Origin of the sequence: Mycobacterium simiae (assembly GCF_008370645.1) — a bacterium.
Lineage (GTDB): Bacteria > Actinomycetota > Actinomycetes > Mycobacteriales > Mycobacteriaceae > Mycobacterium > Mycobacterium simiae_A.
In genome coordinates, this window is record NZ_VTZN01000030.1 from 1 (window position 1) to 22,588 (window position 22,588).

18 protein-coding genes are annotated in these 22,588 nt (G+C 64.5%); 10 read left to right on the top strand and 8 right to left on the bottom strand.

The annotated features are described in order from the left end of the window. Positions 1-155 precede the first annotated feature (155 nt). The 9 genes from F0Q45_RS07290 to F0Q45_RS07330 all read left to right on the top strand — a co-directional run bounded on the left by F0Q45_RS07290 (position 156) and on the right by F0Q45_RS07330 (position 10,924). Positions 156-929, top strand: a complete 774-nt coding sequence (locus F0Q45_RS07290; protein WP_149653307.1) for a response regulator transcription factor — start codon at positions 156-158, stop codon at positions 927-929. Positions 930-936: 7 nt separating this feature from the next. Further along, positions 937-2,460: a sensor histidine kinase gene (locus F0Q45_RS07295; protein WP_149653308.1), complete on the top strand. Its 1,524-nt coding sequence runs from the start codon at positions 937-939 to the stop codon at positions 2,458-2,460. A 289-nt stretch (positions 2,461-2,749) separates the two neighbouring features. Beyond that, positions 2,750-2,851 carry a potassium-transporting ATPase gene (locus tag F0Q45_RS29095; protein WP_262490902.1) on the top strand — a complete coding sequence of 34 codons (102 nt, stop codon included), beginning with the start codon at positions 2,750-2,752 and terminating at the stop codon, positions 2,849-2,851. Beyond that, a complete protein-coding gene (gene kdpF, locus F0Q45_RS29100) occupies positions 2,848-2,937 on the top strand; it encodes a K(+)-transporting ATPase subunit F (RefSeq protein WP_149653309.1) in 90 nt (29 codons plus the stop codon). Before F0Q45_RS29095 ends, kdpF begins: the two co-directional genes overlap by 4 nt. After that, the gene (kdpA, locus tag F0Q45_RS07310; RefSeq protein ID WP_149653310.1) at positions 2,937-4,610 is read left to right on the top strand and encodes a potassium-transporting ATPase subunit KdpA; all 1,674 of its coding nucleotides are present in this window, start codon (positions 2,937-2,939) and stop codon (positions 4,608-4,610) included. The genes kdpF and kdpA overlap by 1 nt, the downstream gene beginning before the upstream one ends. After that, complete coding sequence (gene kdpB / locus F0Q45_RS07315; RefSeq protein ID WP_149653311.1) at positions 4,607-6,727, top strand: potassium-transporting ATPase subunit KdpB; 2,121 nt, start codon at positions 4,607-4,609, stop codon at positions 6,725-6,727. Before kdpA ends, kdpB begins: the two co-directional genes overlap by 4 nt. A gap of 1 nt (position 6,728) precedes the next feature. Then, positions 6,729-7,670, top strand: a complete 942-nt coding sequence (locus F0Q45_RS07320; RefSeq protein WP_149653312.1) for a potassium-transporting ATPase subunit C — start codon at positions 6,729-6,731, stop codon at positions 7,668-7,670. 24 nt (positions 7,671-7,694) lie between these two features. Beyond that, positions 7,695-10,247: a sensor histidine kinase gene (locus F0Q45_RS07325; RefSeq protein ID WP_149653313.1), complete on the top strand. Its 2,553-nt coding sequence runs from the start codon at positions 7,695-7,697 to the stop codon at positions 10,245-10,247. Continuing rightward, positions 10,244-10,924, top strand: coding sequence for a response regulator (locus F0Q45_RS07330; protein WP_149653314.1), 681 nt, complete (start codon positions 10,244-10,246; stop codon positions 10,922-10,924). The genes F0Q45_RS07325 and F0Q45_RS07330 overlap by 4 nt, the downstream gene beginning before the upstream one ends. Before the next feature lie 25 nt (positions 10,925-10,949). Here F0Q45_RS07330 and F0Q45_RS07335 read toward each other — a convergent pair whose 3' ends face one another. The 7 genes from F0Q45_RS07335 to mfd form a co-directional block, all read right to left on the bottom strand. Further along, a complete protein-coding gene (locus tag F0Q45_RS07335; RefSeq protein WP_149653315.1) occupies positions 10,950-11,903 on the bottom strand; it encodes a Ppx/GppA phosphatase family protein in 954 nt (317 codons plus the stop codon). Beyond that, positions 11,894-12,385 (bottom strand): DUF501 domain-containing protein, encoded by a 492-nt coding sequence (locus tag F0Q45_RS07340; RefSeq protein ID WP_149653316.1) that lies wholly within the window; start codon positions 12,383-12,385, stop codon positions 11,894-11,896. The genes F0Q45_RS07335 and F0Q45_RS07340 overlap by 10 nt, the downstream gene beginning before the upstream one ends. Continuing rightward, complete coding sequence (locus F0Q45_RS07345) at positions 12,378-13,052, bottom strand: FtsB family cell division protein (RefSeq protein ID WP_149653317.1); 675 nt, start codon at positions 13,050-13,052, stop codon at positions 12,378-12,380. Before F0Q45_RS07345 ends, F0Q45_RS07340 begins: the two co-directional genes overlap by 8 nt. Positions 13,053-13,084: 32 nt before the next feature. Further along, positions 13,085-14,374, bottom strand: coding sequence for a phosphopyruvate hydratase (gene eno, locus F0Q45_RS07350; protein WP_149653318.1), 1,290 nt, complete (start codon positions 14,372-14,374; stop codon positions 13,085-13,087). A gap of 81 nt (positions 14,375-14,455) precedes the next feature. Next, positions 14,456-15,196, bottom strand: a complete 741-nt coding sequence (locus tag F0Q45_RS07355) for a lytic transglycosylase domain-containing protein (protein ID WP_149653319.1) — start codon at positions 15,194-15,196, stop codon at positions 14,456-14,458. Positions 15,197-15,463: 267 nt separating this feature from the next. After that, positions 15,464-16,540 carry a nucleoside triphosphate pyrophosphohydrolase gene (locus F0Q45_RS07360; protein ID WP_149653320.1) on the bottom strand — a complete coding sequence of 359 codons (1,077 nt, stop codon included), beginning with the start codon at positions 16,538-16,540 and terminating at the stop codon, positions 15,464-15,466. Then, positions 16,537-20,226 (bottom strand): transcription-repair coupling factor, encoded by a 3,690-nt coding sequence (gene mfd, locus F0Q45_RS07365; protein WP_149653321.1) that lies wholly within the window; start codon positions 20,224-20,226, stop codon positions 16,537-16,539. Before mfd ends, F0Q45_RS07360 begins: the two co-directional genes overlap by 4 nt. A 117-nt stretch (positions 20,227-20,343) precedes the next feature. Here mfd and lysA point away from each other — a divergent pair, with 117 nt between their 5' ends. Beyond that, a complete protein-coding gene (lysA, locus tag F0Q45_RS07370; RefSeq protein WP_149653322.1) occupies positions 20,344-21,675 on the top strand; it encodes a diaminopimelate decarboxylase in 1,332 nt (443 codons plus the stop codon). Positions 21,676-21,682: 7 nt separating this feature from the next. On the opposite strand, the gene F0Q45_RS07375 is transcribed toward lysA, so the two are convergent. Next, positions 21,683-22,276 (bottom strand): TetR/AcrR family transcriptional regulator, encoded by a 594-nt coding sequence (locus F0Q45_RS07375; protein ID WP_149653336.1) that lies wholly within the window; start codon positions 22,274-22,276, stop codon positions 21,683-21,685. Positions 22,277-22,588 lie beyond the last annotated feature (312 nt).

The window sequence follows — 22,588 nt, forward strand, 5'->3', positions numbered from 1 at the left end:
CTCCAGCTGGGCCTGATACCACTGCAAACGGCGTGGCCGCACACCCGTTGGTGTGCGGCCACGCCGTCCTATAGCGAACGCCGTCCACACCACGACATTTGAGATTCGTATGATCTTTGTGACGATTGCATAGGTGCTTGAAATTATGTAGGAGCATGACGGCAATGACCGGATACGGGCGCAGTCAACGTCCGCGCCAGGCGATTCTGGGGCAGCTGCCTCGCATCTACCGCGCTGACGGTTCACCGATCCGGGTATTGCTGGTCGACGACGAACCCGCGCTGACCAACCTGGTCAAGATGGCACTGCATTATGAAGGCTGGGACGTCGAGATAGCCCACAACGGCCGCGAGGCCATCGCCAAGTTCGACAAGATCAGCCCTGACGTCCTCGTGCTCGACATCATGCTGCCCGATGTGGATGGATTGCAAGTCTTGCAACGGGTTCGCGAATCCGACGCATACATCCCCACCCTCTTCCTCACCGCACGTGATTCGGTCATGGACCGGGTCACCGGTCTGACCGCCGGCGCCGACGATTACATGACCAAGCCGTTCAGCCTCGAGGAACTGGTAGCCCGGCTGCGCGGACTGTTGCGCCGCTCCAGTCACCTGGCGCCGCCGGCCGACGAATCGCTCAAAGTGGGAGACCTCAAACTCGACGCGGCCAGCCGGGAGGTCACTCGCAGCGGCACCCCGATCTCGCTTTCCTCGACCGAGTTCGAGCTGTTGCGATTCTTGATGCGCAATCCGCGCCGCGCCCTCAGCCGCACCGAAATCCTCGACCGGGTCTGGAACTACGACTTCGCTGGACGCACCTCCATTGTCGATCTCTATATTTCGTACCTGAGGAAAAAGATCGACGCCGACCGCGAGCCGATGATTCACACCGTTCGCGGGATTGGGTACATGTTGCGAACAGCGGAATGAGCATGGAGTGACTGGGGACCGAAATACCCCTCGCTGGTTTCCCCGCTCATTGCGCTGGCAGTTGTTGTTGGGCGTATTGGCTGTCGTGACGGTAGTGCTGGTGGCCGTGGGCGCCGTTTCCGTGCTGAGCCTGCGCGGGTATGTCACCGCGATGAACGACGCGGAAGTCGCCGAATCCATACATGCGTTCAGTCACGCATACGCCCGATACCGCAACGGCGAACATACCTCAATTCATACCGGCAATTTGCCGGTGTCTGAAGCGCTGTTGGAGTTCACCGGTCAGACGCCGGGAAACCTCATCGCGGTGCTGCGCGATGGCCACGTCATCGCCTCGGCTGTGTTCTCCGAAGACCAATCACGGCCTGCGCCGCCCGACGTCATCCGCGCCATCGAAGCGCAGCAGTGGAGCGACAGCCCGTCGCGGGTTGAAACGCTGGGCAGCCTAGGGGCTTACCAGGTCGACAGCCGCGCCACGGGATCCGACCGGCTCATTGTCGGGGTTTCGCTGAGCATCGCCGACCAGATCATCGCGCGCAAGCAGATCACCACCACCGTGCTGGTGGCGGCGGCACTGGTGATCACCGCAGCCCTCACGGTCTGGGTGGTGGGCTACGCCCTCCGCCCGCTGCGCCGGGTCGCGGCGACTGCCGCGACCGTCGCCGCGATGCCGCTTGCTGGCGACGACCATCAGATCGGCGTGCGAGTTAGGCCCGAAGACACTGACCCGGACAACGAAGTCGGGATCGTCGGGCTCACGTTGAATCGGTTGCTGGACAACGTGGATAGCGCACTTGCGCATCGCGTCGAATCAGATCTGCGGATGCGGCAATTCATCACCGACGCCAGCCACGAGCTGCGGACCCCGCTCGCTGCCATCCAAGGCTATGCCGAACTGACACGTCAGGACAGTTCCGCCTTGCCTCCCACCACCGAATACGCCCTGGCCCGCATCGAGTCCGAGGCACGGCGGATGGCGTCACTGGTCGACGAATTGCTGCTGCTGTCCCGCCTGGGAGAAGGGGAAGACCTCGAAACCGAGGACCTGGACTTGACCGACTTGGTGATGAACGCCGTAAACGACGCGGCAGTGGCGGCGCCGACCCACCATTGGGTCAAGAACCTGCCCGACGAACCGGTGTGGGTCAACGGCGATCACGCGCGCCTGCACCAGCTCCTCAGCAACCTGCTCACCAATGCCTGGGTCCACACGCCACCCGACGTCACGGTGACCACCGGGATCACCACCCATCCCAGCGGCCCCGACGGGCCATACGTCGAATTGACGGTTGCCAACGACGGACCGGACATCGATCCAGATGTGTTGCCCCACCTGTTCGACCGCTTCGTACGCGCCAACACGTCGCGCTCCGGCGGAGCCGGCCACGGACTGGGACTGGCCATTGTCAACTCCATTGTCAAGGCGCATCACGGCTCGGTGACAGCCGAGTCCGCCGATGGCCGGACCGTCTTCCGGGTGCGGCTGCCAATGATTCAACGGCCGGCTGCCGACCCTGCCCAAGTGATATAACACGTGATCAGACACCACCAGCTTTGCGTCAAGTCCACCGCATATCGATCCGACAGTATCCTTTGGATTCCAGCATCAACATTTACGTGACCTTAATTCCCGGACCGGTACCGGGTGCGGCGACGCAGCGTCTGTTGATTATCCTTGTCGCGGTTCACAATTGAAGGCACGGGTACGGCGCCGGAGGTCGCAGCGCACCCGTCAAGAAACCGTTAACGTGACTACCGAGGTCGTTAGGGAAGTGTCAGCCAATTGCCCGCGCCCGGCGGCCCAGTCTATTTTCAAGCTGATGCGAAACGGAGACCATATGGGCGTGTTGGCATACATTGCGCTGACGGCAGCGGTGTTCGCGTTGCTCGGCCTGATGCAGAGATTGGTCGAGCGGTTGTGAGCTACCAAAACGTCATCGGCATGGCACTGGCGATGCTGCTCGCGTTATTCCTCGTCGCCGCACTGCTGTTCCCAGAGAGGTTTTAGTGAGCACAACAACCGCGGGGGCGCTCTTTCTTGCCGTTCTCGTCGTGGCGCTGGCCGCGGTGCATGTGCCCTTCGGCGACTACATGTATCGGGTGTATACGTCAGCGAAGGACCTGCGCATCGAGTCGGTGCTCTATCGGGTCATCGGTGTCGACGCACGCTCGGAACAGACCTGGGCCGCCTACGCCCGCAGCGTCTTGGCCTTTTCGTCCGTCGGCATCCTGTTTCTTTTCGCGTTCCAACTCGTGCAGGACAAGTTGCCGCTGCATCTGCATGATCCGGCCACCAGCATGACCCCTGCGCTGGCATGGAACACCGCGATCAGCTTCGTCACCAATACCAACTGGCAGGCCTACTCCGGCGAATCAACCCAGGGGCATCTGGTGCAGATGGCCGGCTTGGCGGTGCAAAATTTCGTCTCGGCGGCCGTCGGCATGGCGGTGGCGATCGCCTTGCTGCGCGGGTTGGCCCGCACACACACCAGCGATCTGGGCAACTTTTGGATAGATCTGGTGCGCGGCACGGTGCGTATCTTGCTTCCTATCGCTATCGCGGCCGCGATTCTGCTCGTCGCAGGGGGTGCGATCCAGAACTTTCACCCCCACGACCAGGTTGTCAGCACCTTGAGCGGAGCCCAACAGACGATCCCCGGCGGCCCGGTGGCTAGCCAGGAAGTCATCAAGGACCTGGGCACCAACGGCGGCGGGTTCTACAACGCCAACTCCGCGCACCCGTTTGAGAATCCGACAGCGTGGACTAACTGGCTGCAGATCTTCCTGTTGCTGGTGATCCCGTTTTCGCTACCGCGAACGTTCGGGCGCATGGTGGGTAACACCAAACAGGGTTATGCGATCGCGTCGGTGATGGCGACGCTGTTTGCGATCAGCATGACGTTCATGCTGTGGTTGCAGCTGCAGCATCACGGCACAGTGCCCACCGCCGCGGGGGCGGCCGCCGAAGGTGTGGAGCAGCGGTTCGGCATTGCTGACTCGGCGGTGTTCGCCGGTGCGACGACGCTGACCTCCACCGGCGCCATCGATTCGTCCCACGACTCCTACACCAGCCTGGGCGGGATGATGACGATGTTCAACATGCAGCTCGGCGAAGTCGCCCCGGGCGGCGCCGGCTCCGGCCTGTACGGCATGCTGATCCTTGCCGTGATTACGGTTTTCGTCGCGGGGCTCATGGTCGGGCGCACACCAGAATATCTCGGCAAGAAGATCAACCCCCGCGAAATCAAGTTGGCGGCAAGCTATTTCCTGGTTACCCCGTTGATCGCGCTGACCGGCACCGCGGTCGCGATGGCGCTGCCGGGCGAACGTGCCGGCATGTTGAACACCGGCCCGCACGGGCTGTCGGAGGTGCTGTACGCGTTCAGCTCCGCGGCCAACAACAACGGCTCGGCCTTCGCCGGACTCAGCGCCAACACCGACTGGTACAACACTGCACTCGGGCTGGCAATGGTCTTCGGCAGATTCTTGCCAATAATCCTCGTGCTGGCCCTAGCCGGCTCGCTGGCCAAGCAGGGCGCAACGCCGGCATCGGTGGGCACCCTGCCTACGCATCGACCCCTGTTTGTCGGGATGGTCACCGGCGTCACGCTGATTCTGGTGGCCCTGACTTTTTTGCCCATGCTGGCGCTGGGCCCACTCGCTGAAGGAATTCACCGATGACCGGGCGCACCGTGCGGGGCGGCTCGCTGGATCCGAAGCTGCTGTACACGTCGACGCCGCAGGCGCTGAGCAAACTCGACCCGCGCACCCTGTGGCGCAACCCGGTGATGTTCGTCGTCGAAGTCGGCGCCGCGTGGGCCACGGTCCTGGCATTCATCGACCCGACCTGGTTCGCATGGCTGATCGTGGTCTGGCTGTGGCTGACGGTGCTGTTTGCCAACCTTGCCGAGGCGGTGGCCGAAGGCCGCGGCAAGGCCCAGGCGGAGACGTTGCGCAGCGCCAAAACTCAGACCATGGCCCGGCGACTCAAGGATTGGCGCCCGGGCGCGCCGCTGGTGGAAGAAGACGTTGCCGCGCCGTTGCTGCAACAGGGCGACATCGTCGTGGTGGAGGCCGGGCAGGTCATACCAGGCGACGGCGACGTGCTGGAAGGCATTGCCTCAGTAGATGAATCGGCGATCACGGGCGAGTCTGCGCCGGTAATCCGGGAGTCCGGCGGTGACCGCTCGGCGGTCACCGGCGGTACCACGGTGCTGAGCGACCGAATCATCGTGACAATCACCCAAAAGCCGGGGCAAAGCTTCATTGACCGGATGATCGCCCTCGTCGAGGGCGCTAACCGGCAGAAGACCCCCAACGAAATCGCGCTCAATATCCTGCTGGCCGGGTTGACGATCATCTTCGTCTTCGCCGTCGCAACGCTGCAGCCGCTGGCGATCTACTCCAAGTCCAACAATCCGGGCGTCCCAGACACCCACGCGCTCGAGGCACATGGTGTCACCGGAATTGTGATGGTGTCGTTGTTAGTGTGCCTGATCCCGACGACGATCGGCGCGCTGCTGTCGGCCATCGGCATCGCGGGCATGGATCGGCTGGTGCAGCGCAACGTGCTTGCCATGTCCGGGCGCGCGGTGGAAGCCGCCGGCGACGTCAACACGCTGCTGCTGGACAAGACGGGCACGATCACCTTGGGGAACCGCCAGGCCGCTGCCTTTATCCCCGTCGACGGAGTGTCGGCAGCACAGCTGGCCGACGCCGCGCAGCTGTCCAGCCTTGCCGACGAAACCCCCGAAGGACGCTCGGTTGTCGTGTTCGCCAAAGAACATTTCGGATTGCGCGCCCGCACACCGGGCGAACTCGCACACGCCGAATGGGTGGCGTTTTCCGCCGCGACCCGGATGTCGGGTGTCAATCTCGATGGGGTCGACGGACACCAGTTGCGCAAAGGCGCGGCCAATTCGGTGGCGGATTGGGTACGCGGACAAGGCGGTAACGTTCCCGGCCAGCTCGGCATGATCGTCGACGGCATCTCCGCCGGCGGCGGCACCCCGCTGGTCGTCGGGGAGACCCGCAATGGTGCGGCCGAAAAAAATGCAAGAGTGCTCGGTGTCATTCACCTCAAGGACGTCGTCAAGCAGGGCATACGGGAGCGGTTCGACGAGATGCGCCGCATGGGCATCCGGACAGTGATGATCACCGGCGACAACCCGTTGACGGCCAAGGCTATTGCCGACGAAGCCGGTGTCGACGACTTCCTCGCCGAAGCCACGCCTGAGGACAAGCTCGCGCTGATCACGCGTGAACAACAAGGTGGCAGGCTAGTCGCGATGACCGGTGACGGCACCAACGACGCGCCGGCGTTGGCTCAGGCCGACGTGGGTGTGGCGATGAACACCGGTACCTCGGCCGCCAAAGAGGCCGGCAACATGGTCGATCTCGACTCCGACCCCACCAAGCTCATCGAGATCGTGGAGATCGGCAAGCAGCTGCTGATCACCCGCGGCGCGTTGACCACCTTTTCGATCGCCAACGACATCGCCAAGTACTTCGCGATCATCCCGGCCATGTTCGTCACCCTGTTCCCCGGCCTGGATCTGCTCAATGTGATGCGGCTACACAGCCCGCAGTCAGCGATCCTCTCGGCGGTGATCTTCAACGCCGTCATCATCGTCATGCTGATCCCACTGTCATTGCGCGGTGTCCACTACACGCCCAGCAGCGCGTCGAAACTGTTGAGCCGCAACCTGTATCTCTACGGGCTCGGCGGCATCATCGCGCCGTTCATCGGGATCAAGCTCATCGACCTGATCGTCCAATTCGTCCCCGGGATGTCCTGATATGACCTTCTCCCATTTCGTCCGTATCCATTGGGCGGCATTGCGCGCGCTGCTGGTGTTGACCGTGGTCACCGGTCTCGCCTACCCATTGTTGATCTGGCTGATCGCTCAGGTTCCGGGCCTGCACGACAAGGCCGAGGGGTCGATTATCAGTGTCAACGGCAAGCCGGTAGCCAGCCGGTTGATCGGCCAGCTGTTCACCGACTCCAGCGGCAATCCGCTACCGCAGTATTTCCAAGGCCGCCCGTCGGCCGCCGGCGACGGTTATGATCCGTTGGCTTCGGGCGCGAGCAATCTCGGGCCGGAAAGCATCATCGACACGCCCGCCGACCCGGCGCAACTGGCGGCCGGGAAGTCGCCCTCGGATGCGGGCTTCCGGCCGAGTCTGCTGACCCAGGTTTGCTCGCGTAGCGCCGCAGTGGCCAGGCAGGAGGGGCTGGGAAAAGAGGCTGGGTCGCGGCCGTTCTGCACGGGCGGCGGAGTGGGCGCGGTGCTGTCGGTGCTAGGGCCCCGCGACGTGCGCGGAAACGTCGTCCACCCCACCCGGGTGATCAGCGTCAACGAGGCCTGCCAGTCGCCGGATCGGTTCTTGGGGCCCTTTATCGCCAATTACGAAGGCGTGCAGGTGGAGTGCGCCAGGTACGGCGAGGACTACTCGCTTGGCCAAATCGTTCCCGTCCGGGGCGCCGCGCCCGCCGACCCAGCCGTTCCTGCCGACGCGGTTACCGCTAGCGGCAGCGGCCTCGACCCGCACATCTCGGTCGCCTATGCCGAGCTGCAGGCGGCGCGGGTGGCCAGGGCGCGCGGCATCAGCGCCGAACAGGTGCGCGCGGTCCTCCGCGACAACCAAGACGGGCGGCTGCTCGGATTCCTGGGCGAGGTGCGGGTCGATGTGGTGGCGCTCAATCTCGCGTTGGACCGCAGTTATCCGATCAACCGTTGAGTTGCCGGCACGCACGCGCGGAAGATGGTTGATGTGAGTGTCGATCCCTGGGCCAAACGCGGGGAGCTGCGTATCTACCTTGGCGCCGCGCCAGGCGTCGGCAAGACATACGCCATGCTCGGCGAAGCGCATCGACGCTTAGAGCGTGGCACCGACGTGGTGGCGGCCGTGATCGAGACCCACGGAAGGGCGAAAACAGCTGAGCTGATTCAGGGTATCGAGGTCATTCCGCCGCGCTACATCGAATATCGTGGCGGCAGCTTCCCGGAACTCGACGTGGCCGCCGTGCTGGCACGGCGACCACAAGTCGTCTTGGTTGACGAGCTGGCTCACACCAATACGCCGGGCAGCGCGAACGCCAAGCGCTGGCAAGATGTCGAGGAGCTGCTCGACGCTGGCATCACGGTGATCTCGACGGTCAATATCCAGCATTTGGAGAGCCTGAACGACGTCGTCGCCCAAATTACCGGAATCGAGCAAAAAGAAACGATACCGGATTCCATTGTACGACAGGCTGCCCAAATAGAGCTCATCGATATCACACCGGAAGCATTGCGCCGCAGGCTTTCTCACGGCAATGTCTATGCGCCGGAGAGAATCGACGCCGCGTTGTCCAATTACTTCCGGCGCGGCAATCTCACTGCGCTAAGAGAATTGGCGTTGCTGTGGTTAGCCGACCAGGTTGATACGGCACTGGCCAAGTATCGTGCGGAAAACCGGATTACCGACATCTGGGAGGCCCGTGAGCGCGTCGTCGTAGCGGTCACCGGTGGTCCTGAGTCAGAGACGTTGGTGCGACGAGCATCTCGGATCGCGTCAAAGTCCAGTGCTGAGCTGATGGTGGTCCATGTGGTGCGCGGTGACGGACTGGCTGGCCTGTCGGAGGCGCGGATGAGCAAGGTCCGGGAGCTGGCCAACAGTCTGGACGCCTCACTGCATACCGTGGTCGGCGACGACGTGCCCAGCGCCTTGCTGGAGTTTGCTCGCGAGATCAACGCGACCCAGCTGGTGATCGGGACGTCACGTCGGCCGCGGTGGGCGCGCATCTTTGACGAGAGTATCGGCCTGGCGATCGTCGAGCGCTCCGGCAAGATCGACGTGCACCTAGTAACTCATGAGGAATCCAAGCGGGGCTTGCGCACCACACCGATCGGTGCCCGCGAGCGACGGGCAGTGTCCTGGCTTGCGGCCGTCGTCGTTCCCTCGCTGATCTGCGCGATCATCGTGACCATGCTGGACCGATATCTGGACACCAGTGGCGAAAGTGCGCTGTTCTTTGTCGGAGTTCTCGTGGTGGCCCTACTGGGCGGCGTTGCGCCGGCGGTGCTTTCGGCAGTGTTATCTAGCCTGCTACTCAACTACTACCTGACCGATCCCCGGTACACGTTCACCATCGCCGAACCGTCGGCTGCCGTCACCGAAGCGGTACTGCTTCTCGTCGCGGTCGCGGTCGCGGCTCTGGTCGACGGTGCGGCTAACCGCGCGCGAGAAGCCCGTCGCGCGTCACAAGAGGCCGAACTACTGATCCTGTTCGCGGGATCGGTGCTGCGCGGTGCGGATCTAGAAACGCTGTTGCAGCGGGTACGAGAGACTTACTCCCAACGCGCGGTCAGCATGGTGCGCCAGGGTTCCGACGACAGTCGAACCCGCACTGCGATCGTGGCCTCCGTTGGTAGAGACCCGTGCACTACGGTCGATTCCGCTGACACCGCGATCGAGGTCGGCGACAACGAGTTTTGGATGCTGATGTCGGGAAGAAGACTGTCAGCGCGAGATCGCCGAGTACTTAATGCGGTAGCCAGACAAGCCGCCGGTCTGGTCAAACAGCGGGCAATGGCCGAAGAAGCCACCCGGACCCAAGCAATCGTGAAGGCCGACGAGCTGCGCCGCTCGCTGCTGTCTGCGGTCAGCCATGACCTGCGCAGCCCGCTGGCGGCGGCCAAGGTCGCGGTATCCAGTTTGCGAGCCGCAGACGTAGCCTTCTCAGCCGAGGACACCGCCGCATTGTTGGCTACCATCGAGGAGTCCATCGACCAGCTCACCGCCCTGGTCGGCAATCTGCTGGATTCGTCGCGGCTGGCCGCCGGGGTGGTCCGCCCGGACCTGCACCGGGTTTACGTCGAGGAAGTCGTGCAACGCGCGCTGGTTAGCATCGGCAAAGGCGCTACGGGCTTCTACCGATCCGCGATTGATCGCGTCAAGGTCGACGTCGGAGGCGCGGCGGTGCTCGCCGACGCGGGCCTCCTAGAACGCGTCCTGGCCAACCTTATTGACAACGCACTGCGCTACGCGCCGGACTGCATGGTGCGGGTCAACGCCGGACGAGTCGGCGATCACGTCTTGATCAACGTCATCGACGAAGGCCCCGGGATTCCTCCCGGTACCGAGGGAAATGTCTTCGAAGCCTTTCAGCGATTGGGCGATCACGACAACACCACGGGCGTCGGCCTGGGCATGTCGGTGGCACGCGGCTTCGTCGAAGCTATGGGCGGCACCATCCAAGCCGGAGATACGCCTGGCGGCGGGCTCACCGTCGTCGTCGACCTGGCTGCCCCTCAGGAAAATGGTGATCGATGACCCGCGTGTTGGTGATCGACGACGAACCGCATATCTTGCGAGCGCTTCGGATCAATCTGACCGTGCGCGGCTACGAAGTGATCACCGCCTCGTCCGGTGCGGGAGCGCTGCGCGCTGCCGCCGAGCACCCGCCTGACGTGGTGATTCTCGACCTCGGTCTACCAGACATATCGGGCATTGACGTACTGGCCGGCCTGCGCGGCTGGCTGAGCGCGCCGGTGATCGTGTTGTCGGCGCGCACCGATTCGTCGGACAAGGTTCAGGCTTTGGACGCCGGCGCCGACGATTACGTGACAAAACCCTTTGGGATGGACGAGTTTTTAGCGCGGCTGCGCGCGGCGGTGCGCCGCAACACTGCGGCGTCCGAGATGGATCAACCGATCATCGAAACCGACGCCTTCACAGTAGATTTGGCCGCCAAGAAGGTGACCAAGAATGGTGCCGAGGTGCACCTCACCCCAACCGAATGGGGCATGCTCGAGGTCTTGGTTCGTAATCGCGGCAAGCTGATCGGTCGCGAAGAACTGCTCAAAGAGGTGTGGGGGCCGAGCTATGCCACCGAAACCCACTATCTGCGTGTGTATTTGGCCCAGTTACGCCGCAAACTCGAAGATGATCCGTCGCATCCGAAGCATCTGTTGACCGAGTCCGGTATGGGTTACCGCTTCGAGTCCTGACCGCCGCTGCAACACTGCGTCACACTTACCCGCAGAGGGACAGCACGATGCCGTCAAGGATGTCGTGCTCGCTGACGGTCAACTCGTCGATGCCGGCTCGGTCTCTCAGCTCGCGTGTCAATTCTTCAACCACAATGGCCCCGCCGGCGATCACGTCCACCCGGCCCTCATGCATCGGTGGTAATGCGGCACGCTCGTTGCGAGTCATTCTCAGTAGTCGCTCGCAGACGGCCAGCAGCTGACCAGCTGGTACCCGCGAAAGGTGAATAGCTGCAGCGTCATACGTGGTCAAGTCGTGAGCTAATGCCGATAACGTGGTCATCGTTCCAGCCAAGCCGACCCAGGTCCGAGCCTGCTCAACCGGCACCCTCTGCAGCGCCGCTTCCAACCGCTCACCCACCACCTGACGGGCTGCGGCCACTTCCCGCTCGGTCGGCGGGTCAGAGTGCAAGCAACGTTCGGTCAGGCGAACGCAGCCGATGTCAGCCGAGTGGCTCGCCACTACATCGTTATCAGCTTTCCCAAGCACAATCTCCGTCGAGCCGCCACCCAAATCAACGACAACGAAAGGTGCACCAACACTGTCTAATTCGCGAACCGCACCGCGGAACGACAGCTCTGCCTCTTCGTCGCCGCTGATCACCTCCGCCACCGAACCTGGGACCACGGCCGCTAACACCTCGGCCGTCATCGCAAAGAACACGTCACGGTTGGCGACATCACGAGCGGCCGAGGTGGCAACCATTCGGACCCGCTCGACGCGGTGAAATTTGAGCAACTCGGCATAGTCGGCAAGCGCGTCTCGGGTCCGCGCAATCGCGTGGGGCGCAAACTCACCGGTGGCGTCAACTCCCTGTCCCAGCCGCACGATTCGGGTTTCCCGATGCATTTCGTGTAGCTGATCGCCGGTTGCTTCCGCGATCAGCAACCGAATCGAGTTAGTACCGCAGTCAACTGCGGCTACGCGAGTCAGAGCCATCGTTGTGCCACCAGTGTCGCAGCTGTTCCTGGCTCGACGGCCAGCAGAGCTAACGCCTCGTCGCCGAGCGGGTTCACCCCGCGGCCCTTGGCCAGCGCATGCGCGATCAGCACGTGCAAGCACTTGACCCGGTCGGGCATGCCGCCGGCGGAAAACGTGGTCCCCAGCGGCTCAATTGCGTCGCGCTCGGCCAAATAGGATTCGTGCGCCCGCCGGTAGGCGGCGGCCAGATCAGGATCACACCGCAGCCGCTCGGCCATCTCCCGCATCAGCCCGGTGGTCTCCAGCCTGCTCGCTGCCGAGGTGAGCGCCGGATGTGTCAGATAGTACAACGTCGGAAATGGAGTGCCGTCAGGGAGTTTCGGCGCCGTCTTCACCACCCCAGGTTCACCGTTGGGACATCGGTACGCGATCGCGAGCACGCCGCGAGGCTTGCGACCGAGCTGACGCGCCACCACCTCCAAGTCCGCGGGGTCAACCACCGGGCGCCGTCGGGTTGGGCGGTACCGCGTCGGGCGGTCCGGGCTCGGGCGCTGCTGGCGGGGCGGCGGCAGCAGGTAGGTGCGGTGTGTCGGCGATGGTGTGCCACAGCGCCGTGTACCAGGGCTCGTTGTTGGCCACGGTTGGCTCGTCGGCGCGTGGCTGCGGCGACGCTGCCGCGCCAGGCGGAAGCTGGACCTGAAATGGAATGTCACCAGGCATAACGAACCCGAGACGCTCGCGGGCCTGCGCGGCGATATACGCCGGATCAGCCAGCTGGGCCCGCTGCCGCTCCAGATCGCTGATCTGATGCCGTAGCGCGGCTTCGGTCGCAGCTAGCTGCTCCATTTCGGTGCGCTGCGCAAAGTAGGTACGCACCGGACCGGCAATGGTTAGCGTGAGCACGCACACCACGGCGGCCAGAACCGCCGCCCGCCGGGCGGTGAAACCCAGCCGCTGCTCAGACCGTTGCTCGACAGCTTCGGTAACCGACCGTTTGATGGGCTCAACCACATGCTCCTGCAGTGGGCGGGTGGAAGGCCCGGTGTGTGAAGACTGTGAGGGCCGAGACGGTGCCCCGGAGCGACGGCCTGGGGAGGTGTTGCCGGCCTTCCCCGGGCGCGACGCCGGAGAGCGGCGCTTCGAGTCGGGCCGTTTACCGTCGGGCATATCGCTTAGCCGCGTTCCGTTTGGCGGGGAGCCTAGTTGGTGTCCAGCACATACCGCGGGAAGGCCAGATCGCCGGCGTAGCGGGCGGCGTCCCCGAGGGCTTCTTCGATGCGCAGCAGCTGGTTGTACTTGGCGACGCGTTCGCTGCGAGCCGGTGCGCCCGTCTTGATCTGGCCGGTGCCGACGGCTACCGCCAGATCGGCAATCGTTGTGTCCTCCGTCTCGCCGCTGCGGTGGCTCATCATCGTGCGGTATCCGCTGTGGTGCGCCAACGCGACCGCGTCGAGCGTCTCAGTCAGTGTCCCAATCTGATTTACCTTGACCAGCAACGCGTTTGCCACACCCCGTTCGATGCCTTCGTCAAGTCGCTCTGGGTTAGTGACGAAGATGTCGTCACCGACGATTTGTACTCGGTCGCCGATCGAGGCCGTCAGCGCAGCCCAGCCGTCCCAATCATCCTCCGACAGCGGGTCTTCGATGGACACCAGGGGGTAAGAACCCAACAGACCGGCGTAGAAGTCGGTCATCTGCTCAGCGGTGCGAATCGAGCCCTCGAAGGAGTAGCCGGTGCCGTCGGTGTAGAACTCGGTGGCCGCGGCGTCGAGTGCCAGTGCCACATCTGTACCGAGAGCCCAGCCGGCCAAGTCGATCGCCCGGCTGATCAAATCCAGCGCCGCCGTGGTGCCGGCCACGTCGGGGGCAAAGCCGCCCTCGTCGCCTAGACCGGTGGAGAGCCCCTCCTTCTTGAGGACCGACTTGAGCGCGTGGTATACCTCGGCACCCCAGCGCAGCGCCTCAGCGAAGCTGGGCGCGCCGATCGGGGCCACCATGAACTCCTGGACATCGACGCCAGTGTCGGCGTGTGCGCCGCCGTTGAGGATGTTCATCATCGGCACCGGCAGGATGTGGGCATTGGGCCCGCCGAGGTAGCGAAACAATGGCAACGCTGCAGACTCCGCAGCCGCCTTGGCAACGGCCAGCGAGACTCCCAGGATTGCGTTGCCGCCCAGCCGGGACTTGTCGGGGGTGCCGTCGAGGTCGACCAGCGCCTGGTCGACCAACCGCTGATCGTCGGCGTTGAGGCCGATAACAGCCGGGCCGATCTCATCAAGGACGGCTTGCACTGCCTTTTTGACTCCCTTACCGCCATAGCGATCGCCGCCGTCGCGCAGCTCAACGGCCTCGTGCTCACCCGTCGACGCCCCCGATGGCACCGCGGCGCGGGCAAAGGTCCCGTCGATCAGAGCCACCTCGACCTCGACCGTCGGGTTGCCGCGTGAATCCAGAATCTCGCGGGCCCCGACCTGCTCGATAACCGGCACTGAGTTCTCCTTTGCGTTCAGGCTCGCTGTGCGGTCCCCTGCAAACCTTTAGCGTAAAGCCTGGGTCAGCGCTTTATCCTGCTACAGCGGGTGACCCGCCGCGTAAGCAGTCGCCCAGTCCCGCACCGCCCGGGCGTAAACACCGGAGTTGTTGTAGGCGCGCAACGCAGTGATCCACCCTCGGGGCGTCGCGAGATCCTTTCCACGCCAGCACAAGTAACCCGCCGCCGACAGCGCGGCGTCGTCGATGTTGTCCGGGCTGATGATGCCGTCGTTGTTGGCATCGACACCGTACAGTCGCCACGTTTCGGCAATGAACTGCATGGGCCCCATCGCGCGCTGCACTCCGTCGCCATCCGAGGCGCCATCCATGTTGCCCCGATCGCTGTCCACGATGCGCAGGGTGCCGCCGGTGCCGTCGAGGCGGACACCGCGAATAGGAGGAGTCACGTCCCCATTCGGCGCGATGGTGGCACCATGATAGGTGCCGTTATGGCTCTCCACCTGCCCGATACCTGCCAGGGTGGTCCAGGCGATGTGGCACTTCGGATTCTCGACCTCGGCGACGCGAGCGGCGTAAGCGTAGGCCTCTAACGCGATGACTGGCATCTCCAGAGCCGGCGCGCGTTGCTCTGCCCATTCGCGCAACTGATCGGCCGGCCGGCCGTGGGCGTGGGTATCCACCGGCGGCACCGGATCGCCGGCCGGCGGCGGTACACCTTCGGGAATGAACAAACTAAGGTGCCACGTGCAGCTGGACGCCAACAGCATCGCGGTCGCCCCTATCACGGCGACCGCGCGCAACCAACGTCTCGGCGTCACAATTCTCCTCTTTGGCTCCTCTTAGGCTCCTCTTGGGCTCCTTCTGGCTCCAGTTCCGCTCAGCTACCGCATCAGCCATGATCATCGTCCCACGCGTTTGGTAGCCGCCCGGCCTCATATACGGCTCAGCACACAGAAACACCAGTGCTGCCAGACAGACATCTGTTAGCTGCAAACAGGTTCGGCTATCGCTGTTCCCGATGTAGTTGGCGGCAAACGCATTTTTCGCAAACTCTGCGATGGTGGCTTGAGGTGACACACCGCTGATCAACGCCTGCCTTTTCGCTTCTTGGAACCGCCGGGCTCCTTCGGATTCTCTGGCGCCCTGTCCGCCTCGTCGGGCACGTCGACAGCTTCCGGGCGAGCTTTACCCCCCTGTGCAGCGCCTACCGCGTCCCCACCGGCACTCGGCGCGTCTGGTAGCCAGTACGCCCGCCACTCTGCTGCGCCAATGGTGCCGATCGGTGCCACGTCCAGTTCCTCGGCAACACTGTCGCCGCGGCGTGCGGCCGCAATAGCCTTCTCCGCGTTGCGGACATTGTCCACAAAATCTAAAACGGCTGCCCGCAAGCAACTCTCCGCGTCGACATCCGCTGATAGCGAGATCGAGGTGATCTCGGCCGGGACCAGCTGGGGGGGCAGACCTGCCTTACTGACGCGTTGAATGACCTTCTGCGCCAGGGCTAATGCCGGCTGACCAAGGTGAACGTCATCCAACACCGAGTTCCGGGCTTTTTCGGCGGCCTTACGCTCTTCCCATTGAGCCATCTGGTCTTGGAGCGAGATAGGTTTGCCGGCAAGCACTTCCGGCGCCCGATTGCCGAGTTTACGGATGAGCGTGTCAGCGACGTCGTCAATGGTGAACGGCAGTTGCGCAGCGTCTTCAGCAATGCGGGCGTGAAAAAGCACCTGCAGCAGCACATCACCGAGCTCCTCGCGCAGCTGTTCCACGTTGCCGCTGTGCACCGCGTCGAGCAGCTCGTAGGTCTCCTCCAGTAGGTAGCGACGCAGCGAGTCGTGGGTCTGCTCGCTCTCCCAAGGGCCGTCCGCGCGCAGTTTGTCCATCATCGCGACCGCATCGAGTAATCGTTCCCCGCGCTGGCGATCCGGCGCCGAAATCAGCCGGGCTCCAGTGGCCAAGCGGGCCACCACGACGGGATGGTTGGGGTCAGACGACAACAGCACGGGCGCGTCGTCGCCGATGTGGACCGGATGCGCGTCGGGTAGCGACCAAGGCACCGCGACCGGCATCTCCTCGGTGTATTGCACCGGGCCGCTGAGCAACCCGATGGCTTCGACCGGAATCAGTGACGGACGGCGGGGGTCGACCAGGACGACAATCATCGCGCTCGCCGCTCCTTACTCGACACGGGTCGACCCGCTTCGTCACCGGACGAACTCGTTATACCAATATCTTTCTGCGGTTTTCCTACCAGCGCTGTTACCACGTCGGCCACCATCTGCACCAATTCGACGTCTCGGAGACGCGGGGCGCCGATACCGCCGGCACGGGGAATGGGAACCTGCACGGTAGCTGTGGTGGCGCGGTAGTGCGCCCCCGGATAGATCCTCTTGAGCCGCACCTGAGCGGAATCCGGCAACGTCATCGGAGTTAGCCGCACCGTGGCTGCCGACGACGCCGAGACTTCGGTGATGCCGGAACCGCGACACAGCAGCCGCAACCGCGCCACCGCTACCAGCCGCTGGGCGGGTTGCGGCAGCGGCCCGTAGCGATCGTTGAGCTCCTCCACGACCGCGGCGACATCGCTGTCAGATGACGCGGCGGCCAGCCGCCGATAACCCTCCAAGCGCAGGCGGTCACTGGCGATGTAATCCGGCGGCAGGTGCGCATCGACCGGCAGGTCGATGCGCACGTCCTTGGGCTCCTCGGCAATGGTTACCCTCTGGCCATCGGCTGCTGCTCGGTATGCCGCTCGGTATGCTTCCACGGCCTCACCGACCAGTCGCACGTACAGGTCGAACCCGACGCCGGCGACGTGCCCGGACTGCTCGACGCCGAGCACGTTGCCCGCCCCGCGGATCTCGAGGTCCTTCAATGCAACCGCCATGCCCGCGCCGAGTTCGTTGTTCTGCGCGATGGTGGCCAACCGGTCATAGGCAGTTTCGGTCAGCGGCGCGTCGGGCGGATAGAGCAAGTAGGCGTAGCCGCGTTCCCGGCTGCGCCCTACCCGACCCCGCAGCTGATGCAGCTGGGAGAGCCCAAAGGTATCGGCGCGCTCCACGATGAGGGTGTTGGCATTGGAGATGTCCAGGCCGGTCTCCACGATCGTGGTGCACACCAGGATGTCGTATTCGCGGTTCCAAAACCCTTGCACCGTGCCTTCCAACAGCTCCTCGGGCATCTGCCCATGCGCAACCACCACCCGCGCCTCGGGCACTAACTCGCGCACCCGCGCGGCCGCCCGGTCAATAGAGCTGACCCGGTTGTGCACGAAGAAGGCCTGCCCGTCGCGCAGCAGCTCCCGCCGTAACGCCGCCGCGATCTGCTTGTCATCGTGCGGACCGACATAGGTCAGCACCGGGTAGCGCTGCTCGGGCGGGGTAAGGATCGTCGACATCTCCCGAATTCCGGCCAAGCTCATCTCCAGGGTGCGCGGGATCGGGGTGGCACTCATGGTCAGCACGTCGACGTGGCTGCGCAGCGATTTGATGTGCTCCTTGTGCTCGACTCCGAACCGCTGCTCCTCGTCGACCACCACCAGGCCAAGATCCTTCCAGCGCACCCCGGTCTGCAGCAGCCGGTGCGTGCCGATCACGACGTCCACCGACCCGTCAGCCAGGCCATCGATCACGGTCCGTGACTCGGTGGCGTCGGTGAACCGCGACAAACCCTTGACCGTCACCGGGAAGCCGGACATTCGGTCGGTGAAGGTCTGTAGATGCTGGTCGGCCAGCAGCGTGGTGGGAACCAGCACCGCGACCTGTTTACCATCCTGAACCGCCTTGAATGCCGCCCGTACCGCGATCTCGGTCTTGCCGTAGCCGACGTCGCCGCAGATCACCCGGTCCATCGGGATCGGCTTTTCCATATCGGCCTTGACCTCTTGGATCGCGGTCAGCTGGTCGACGGTCTCGGTGAAACCGAACGCGTCCTCCATCTCGGCCTGCCACGGCGTGTCCGGCGCAAACGCATGTCCGGGGCTGGCCTGCCGCTTGGCGTACAGCGAGACCAGCTCGCCGGCGATCTCGCGCACCGCGCGGCGCGCCTTGGTCTTGGTGTTGGCCCAGTCACTGCCGCCGAGCCGGCTCAATGCGGGCGCCTGCCCGCCGACATATCTCGACAGCTGATCCAGCGAATCCATCGGTACGTACAGCTTGTCGGCTTGCTGGCCCCGTTTGCTGGACGCGTATTCGAGCACCAGGTACTCGCGGCGGGCGCCGCCGACCGTGCGTTCGACCATCTCGACGAACCGGCCGATGCCGTGCTGATCGTGCACCACCAGGTCACCGGCTGCCAGTGCCAGCGGGTCGACGGTGTTGCGCCGCTTGGCGGCTAAGCGCTTACCTGCTACGGCGGTGGCCCGGCTGCCGGTCAGATCCGCCTCGGTGACGACAACCAGGTTGGCGCCCGGAACGATGAGGCCGTCAAGCAGTGAACCCTTGAGGACACCGACCAGGCCAAGTTTGGGTGCGACGCCCGGTTCCAGCATGGCGGCCGGGATGTCGGATTCGGTCAGCCGCTCGACCATACGATGTGCGGTACCGGTGCCTGGGGCGACCATCACGGCATACCCGCCAGTCGCGACGTGCGCGCGCAGCATCGCAAAGATGCTGTCGACATCCCGCTGATGCCCCCGCGCCGACGGTGCCGCCCGGACGTCGAGCTCGACTGCTGACTCAGCGGAGAGCTGGCTCAATGTCCACCATGGGTGACCGGACTCGGCCGCCGCAGCCCGCACCTCAGCTAGCTCGGCGAACCCCGACCCACCGAGCTGCTCAACGTCTACCGGCGGGTCAGTTCCCAGGGCGGCCACCGACCAGGACGCCTCGAGAAATTCCCGGCCGGTCCTAATCAGGTCGGCGGCCCGGGTGCGGATCTTCTCCGGGTCGCACAGCAGCACCGCGGTGCCTTCGGCCAGCTGATCGGTGAGTAGCGCCTGAGCCCCGTTCTCCGGGGGCCGCAGCACCGGCAACAACGCCTCCATCCCGTCGACTGGGATGCCTTCGGCCAGTTTGGCCAGCATGTCGGAGACGCTGCCGGTCACCGCGTTGTCGGCGGCGGGATGCTGGGCGGCCAATTCGGCGGCCCGCGCCCGCACGTCGTCGGTCAACAGCAGCTCGCGGCAGGCCACCGCGACCAGCGCGTCGACCTCGATCTCGGGAATCGAGCGCTGATCGGCGACCGAGAACATCCGCATCTCGGTGATCTCGTCGCCCCAGAACTCGACGCGCACCGGGTGCTCAGCGGTGGGGGCGAAGATGTCGAGAATGCCGCCGCGGACCGCGAACTCGCCGCGCCGGCCGACCATGTCCACCCGGGTGTAGGCCAGTTCGACCAGCCGGGCAATCACGTCGTCGAAGCCGATCTCTTGACCGACAGTCAACGTGACTGGTTCCAGCTGGCCCAGCTGCGGCGCCATCGGCTGGAGCAGCGAGCGCACCGCTGCCACCACCACGCGCAACGGCGGGCCCAGCCGGGCGTCACCGGGATGGGCGAGCCGGCGCAGCACCATCAAACGGGCACCGACGGTATCGGCCCCCGGTGAGAGTCGCTCGTGGGGCAGCGTCTCCCACGATGGGAAGACCGCGACCGCGCCACCAAAGACGCCCCGCAGTTCTGCCGTCAGATCGTCGGCTTCCCGACCCGTAGCGGTGACAACCAGCAACGGACCTTGTTGTGCCACCGCGCAGGCGACAAAAAGACGGACGCTGGCCGGGCCGACCAGCGTCAATTCGTCGGGTCGATCGGAGGCGCGCGCAACCAGCTGCTGGAAGGTTGGCGCGGTCAACGCCAGTTCAACGAGCCCCGCGATCGGGGTATCTGGGCTAGCAGCCCCCGGTGCGGTCATGATGCGGCCATTCTAGGGCGCAGCGATTCATCAATATTGAGCCCACCGCCGTCAAGAAACCGTAAGGGCAGCGGGCTAAGGCTGGGATAAGGCCGCTGATCGGCGCACATTTGGCGCATGACGTTGCTCGATCTGCTGCCTTCTATCGGCCAGGCGGCGCCGCGCCGGTTCGACCCCGCCATCTGGCCAGCGACTACCAGTTCCGACCGGGACGGCCGGCTCTGCATCGGCGACGTGCCCCTCACCGATATCGCCGACGAGTTCGGTACCCCGGTCTATGTCATCGACGAAGCCGACTTTCGGCGCCGCGCGCGGCGCTACCGCACCACGTTGCGCGAGGTGGAGATTGTCTATGCCGGCACGTCTTTGTTGACGACCTCCATAGCACGCTGGGTGCGCGAAGAGGGGCTTGGTGTCGACGTCTGCTCTTCGGGCCTGCTGGCCGTCGCCCTGGCCGGTGGCGTGGATCCGGCCCGCATCGTTATGCACGGCAACGCCAAATCGCCCGATGAACTGCGCGACGCGGTGACCGTCGGCGTCGGGCGCATCGTGCTGGATTCCAGTCTGGAGATTGCCTACCTAGCCGGGTTAGCGCGCCGGCGTCAGCGGGTGCTCATCCGAGTGACCCCTGATGTCGACATCCACGGCCACCGCGCACTCAGGACCGGAATCAGCGACCAGAAGTTCGGGTTTACCGTCACCGGCGACCATGCCGCCGAGGCCGTCAATAGCGTGCTGGCGCACCCCATCCTCGACTTGATCGGGCTGCACTGCCACATCGGCTCGCAGGTCACCGACCCGGGTTTCTACGGCGAAGCGATTCGCCGGCTGATCGCCGCGATGGCCGACATCCGCGCCCGGCATGGCGTCATCCTCACCGAACTCAACATCGGCGGCGGGCATGCCGTCCCGTACGTCCACGGTGACGCCGAGCTTGACCTTGACACGCTGGCACGCGTCATCGAAGACTCGCTGGACGAAGCCTGCGCCGCCGAGCACTTCCCCCGTCCGGCCGTCGTGGTGGAACCTGGTCGCGGCGTCAGCGCGCGGGCCGGTGTCACCCTGTACCGCGTTTGTTCGCTCAACACGCGACCCAGTGGGCGTACCTTCGTCGCGGTCGACGGCGGAATGGGCGACAACCCGCGGGTAGGGTTATTCGGCGCGGAAGCTACAGTCGCCCTGGCGAACCGGCATGGCTCGGGCGTCAAACGGCCTGTCACCGTTTCAGGCCGGCACGGGGGCGAAATCGCCCACGATGTGCAGCTACCGTCGGATGTTCACGCAGGCGATTTGCTGTCGGTGGCGTGTACCGGCTCGTATCACCACAGCATGGCGTCGAACTACAACATGGTGGGGCGCCCGCCGCTGGTCGCGGTCAACGGCGGCCGGGCACGCGAGTTGGTGCGCCGCGAAACGATTGCCGACCTGCTGTCGCGCGACCGCGGTTGAGCCGGGACTACTCCTCCTGCAGCTGAGGATCGGCTTCCAGATGTTTCAAGCCATTCCAAACCAGATTGACCAGGTGGGCAGCGACTACTTCCTTCTTGGGTTCCCGGGCATCGAGCCACCACTGCGCCGTCATCGACACCGAACCCACCAACGCCTGGGCATACAGGGGGGCCAGGTCCGGGTCCAGACCCCGCCGGGCGAAGTCGCCGGCCAGAATAGAGCTGACCTGGCTGACGGCGTCATTGAGCAGGCTGGAATAGGTACCGGAGCTGATCGAGGCTGGCGAATCGCGGATCATGATGCGGAAGCCGTCGGTACGTTCTTCGACGTAGGTCAGCAATGCCAACGCCACCCGCTCGACCCGTACCCGGGACCGGTTGTTGGTCAATGACGAGGTGATGCCGTCCAGCAGCGCCTGCATTTCGCGGTCGACGACCACCGCATATAGGCCCTCTTTACCGCCGAAATGCTCGTAAACCACCGGTTTGGACACGTTGGCGCGTTGCGCGATCTCCTCGATCGAGGTCCCGTCATAGCCACGTTCGGCAAACAATGACCGTGCGATGCCGATAAGTTGCTGCCGGCGTTCGCTGCCGGTCATTCGGGCGCGCGGCACCCGCACTTCTTTCTCCGGCTCCTTATCCGGCCCAGCCACGTCAATCAGGGTAACCGTTTGCGCGGCTGGTCTACGCGTCGGCTGGTCGCTGACGGCGTCGAGCGTGCACTGGGGGCATCGAGTGCGCGCTCACGGCGTCGAGTGCGCGCTCACGGCGCCCCGATCGCGCTGGTCCCCGCCCTAGACGCGCACTCACGGCCGTCATTGCACACTCGATATGGCTGCCGGTCGGGAATTGGTCGGCTTACTCGACTCGACCGAATTGTCTGACTCCTCAGCCGGCCGCCAGCGGCCGGC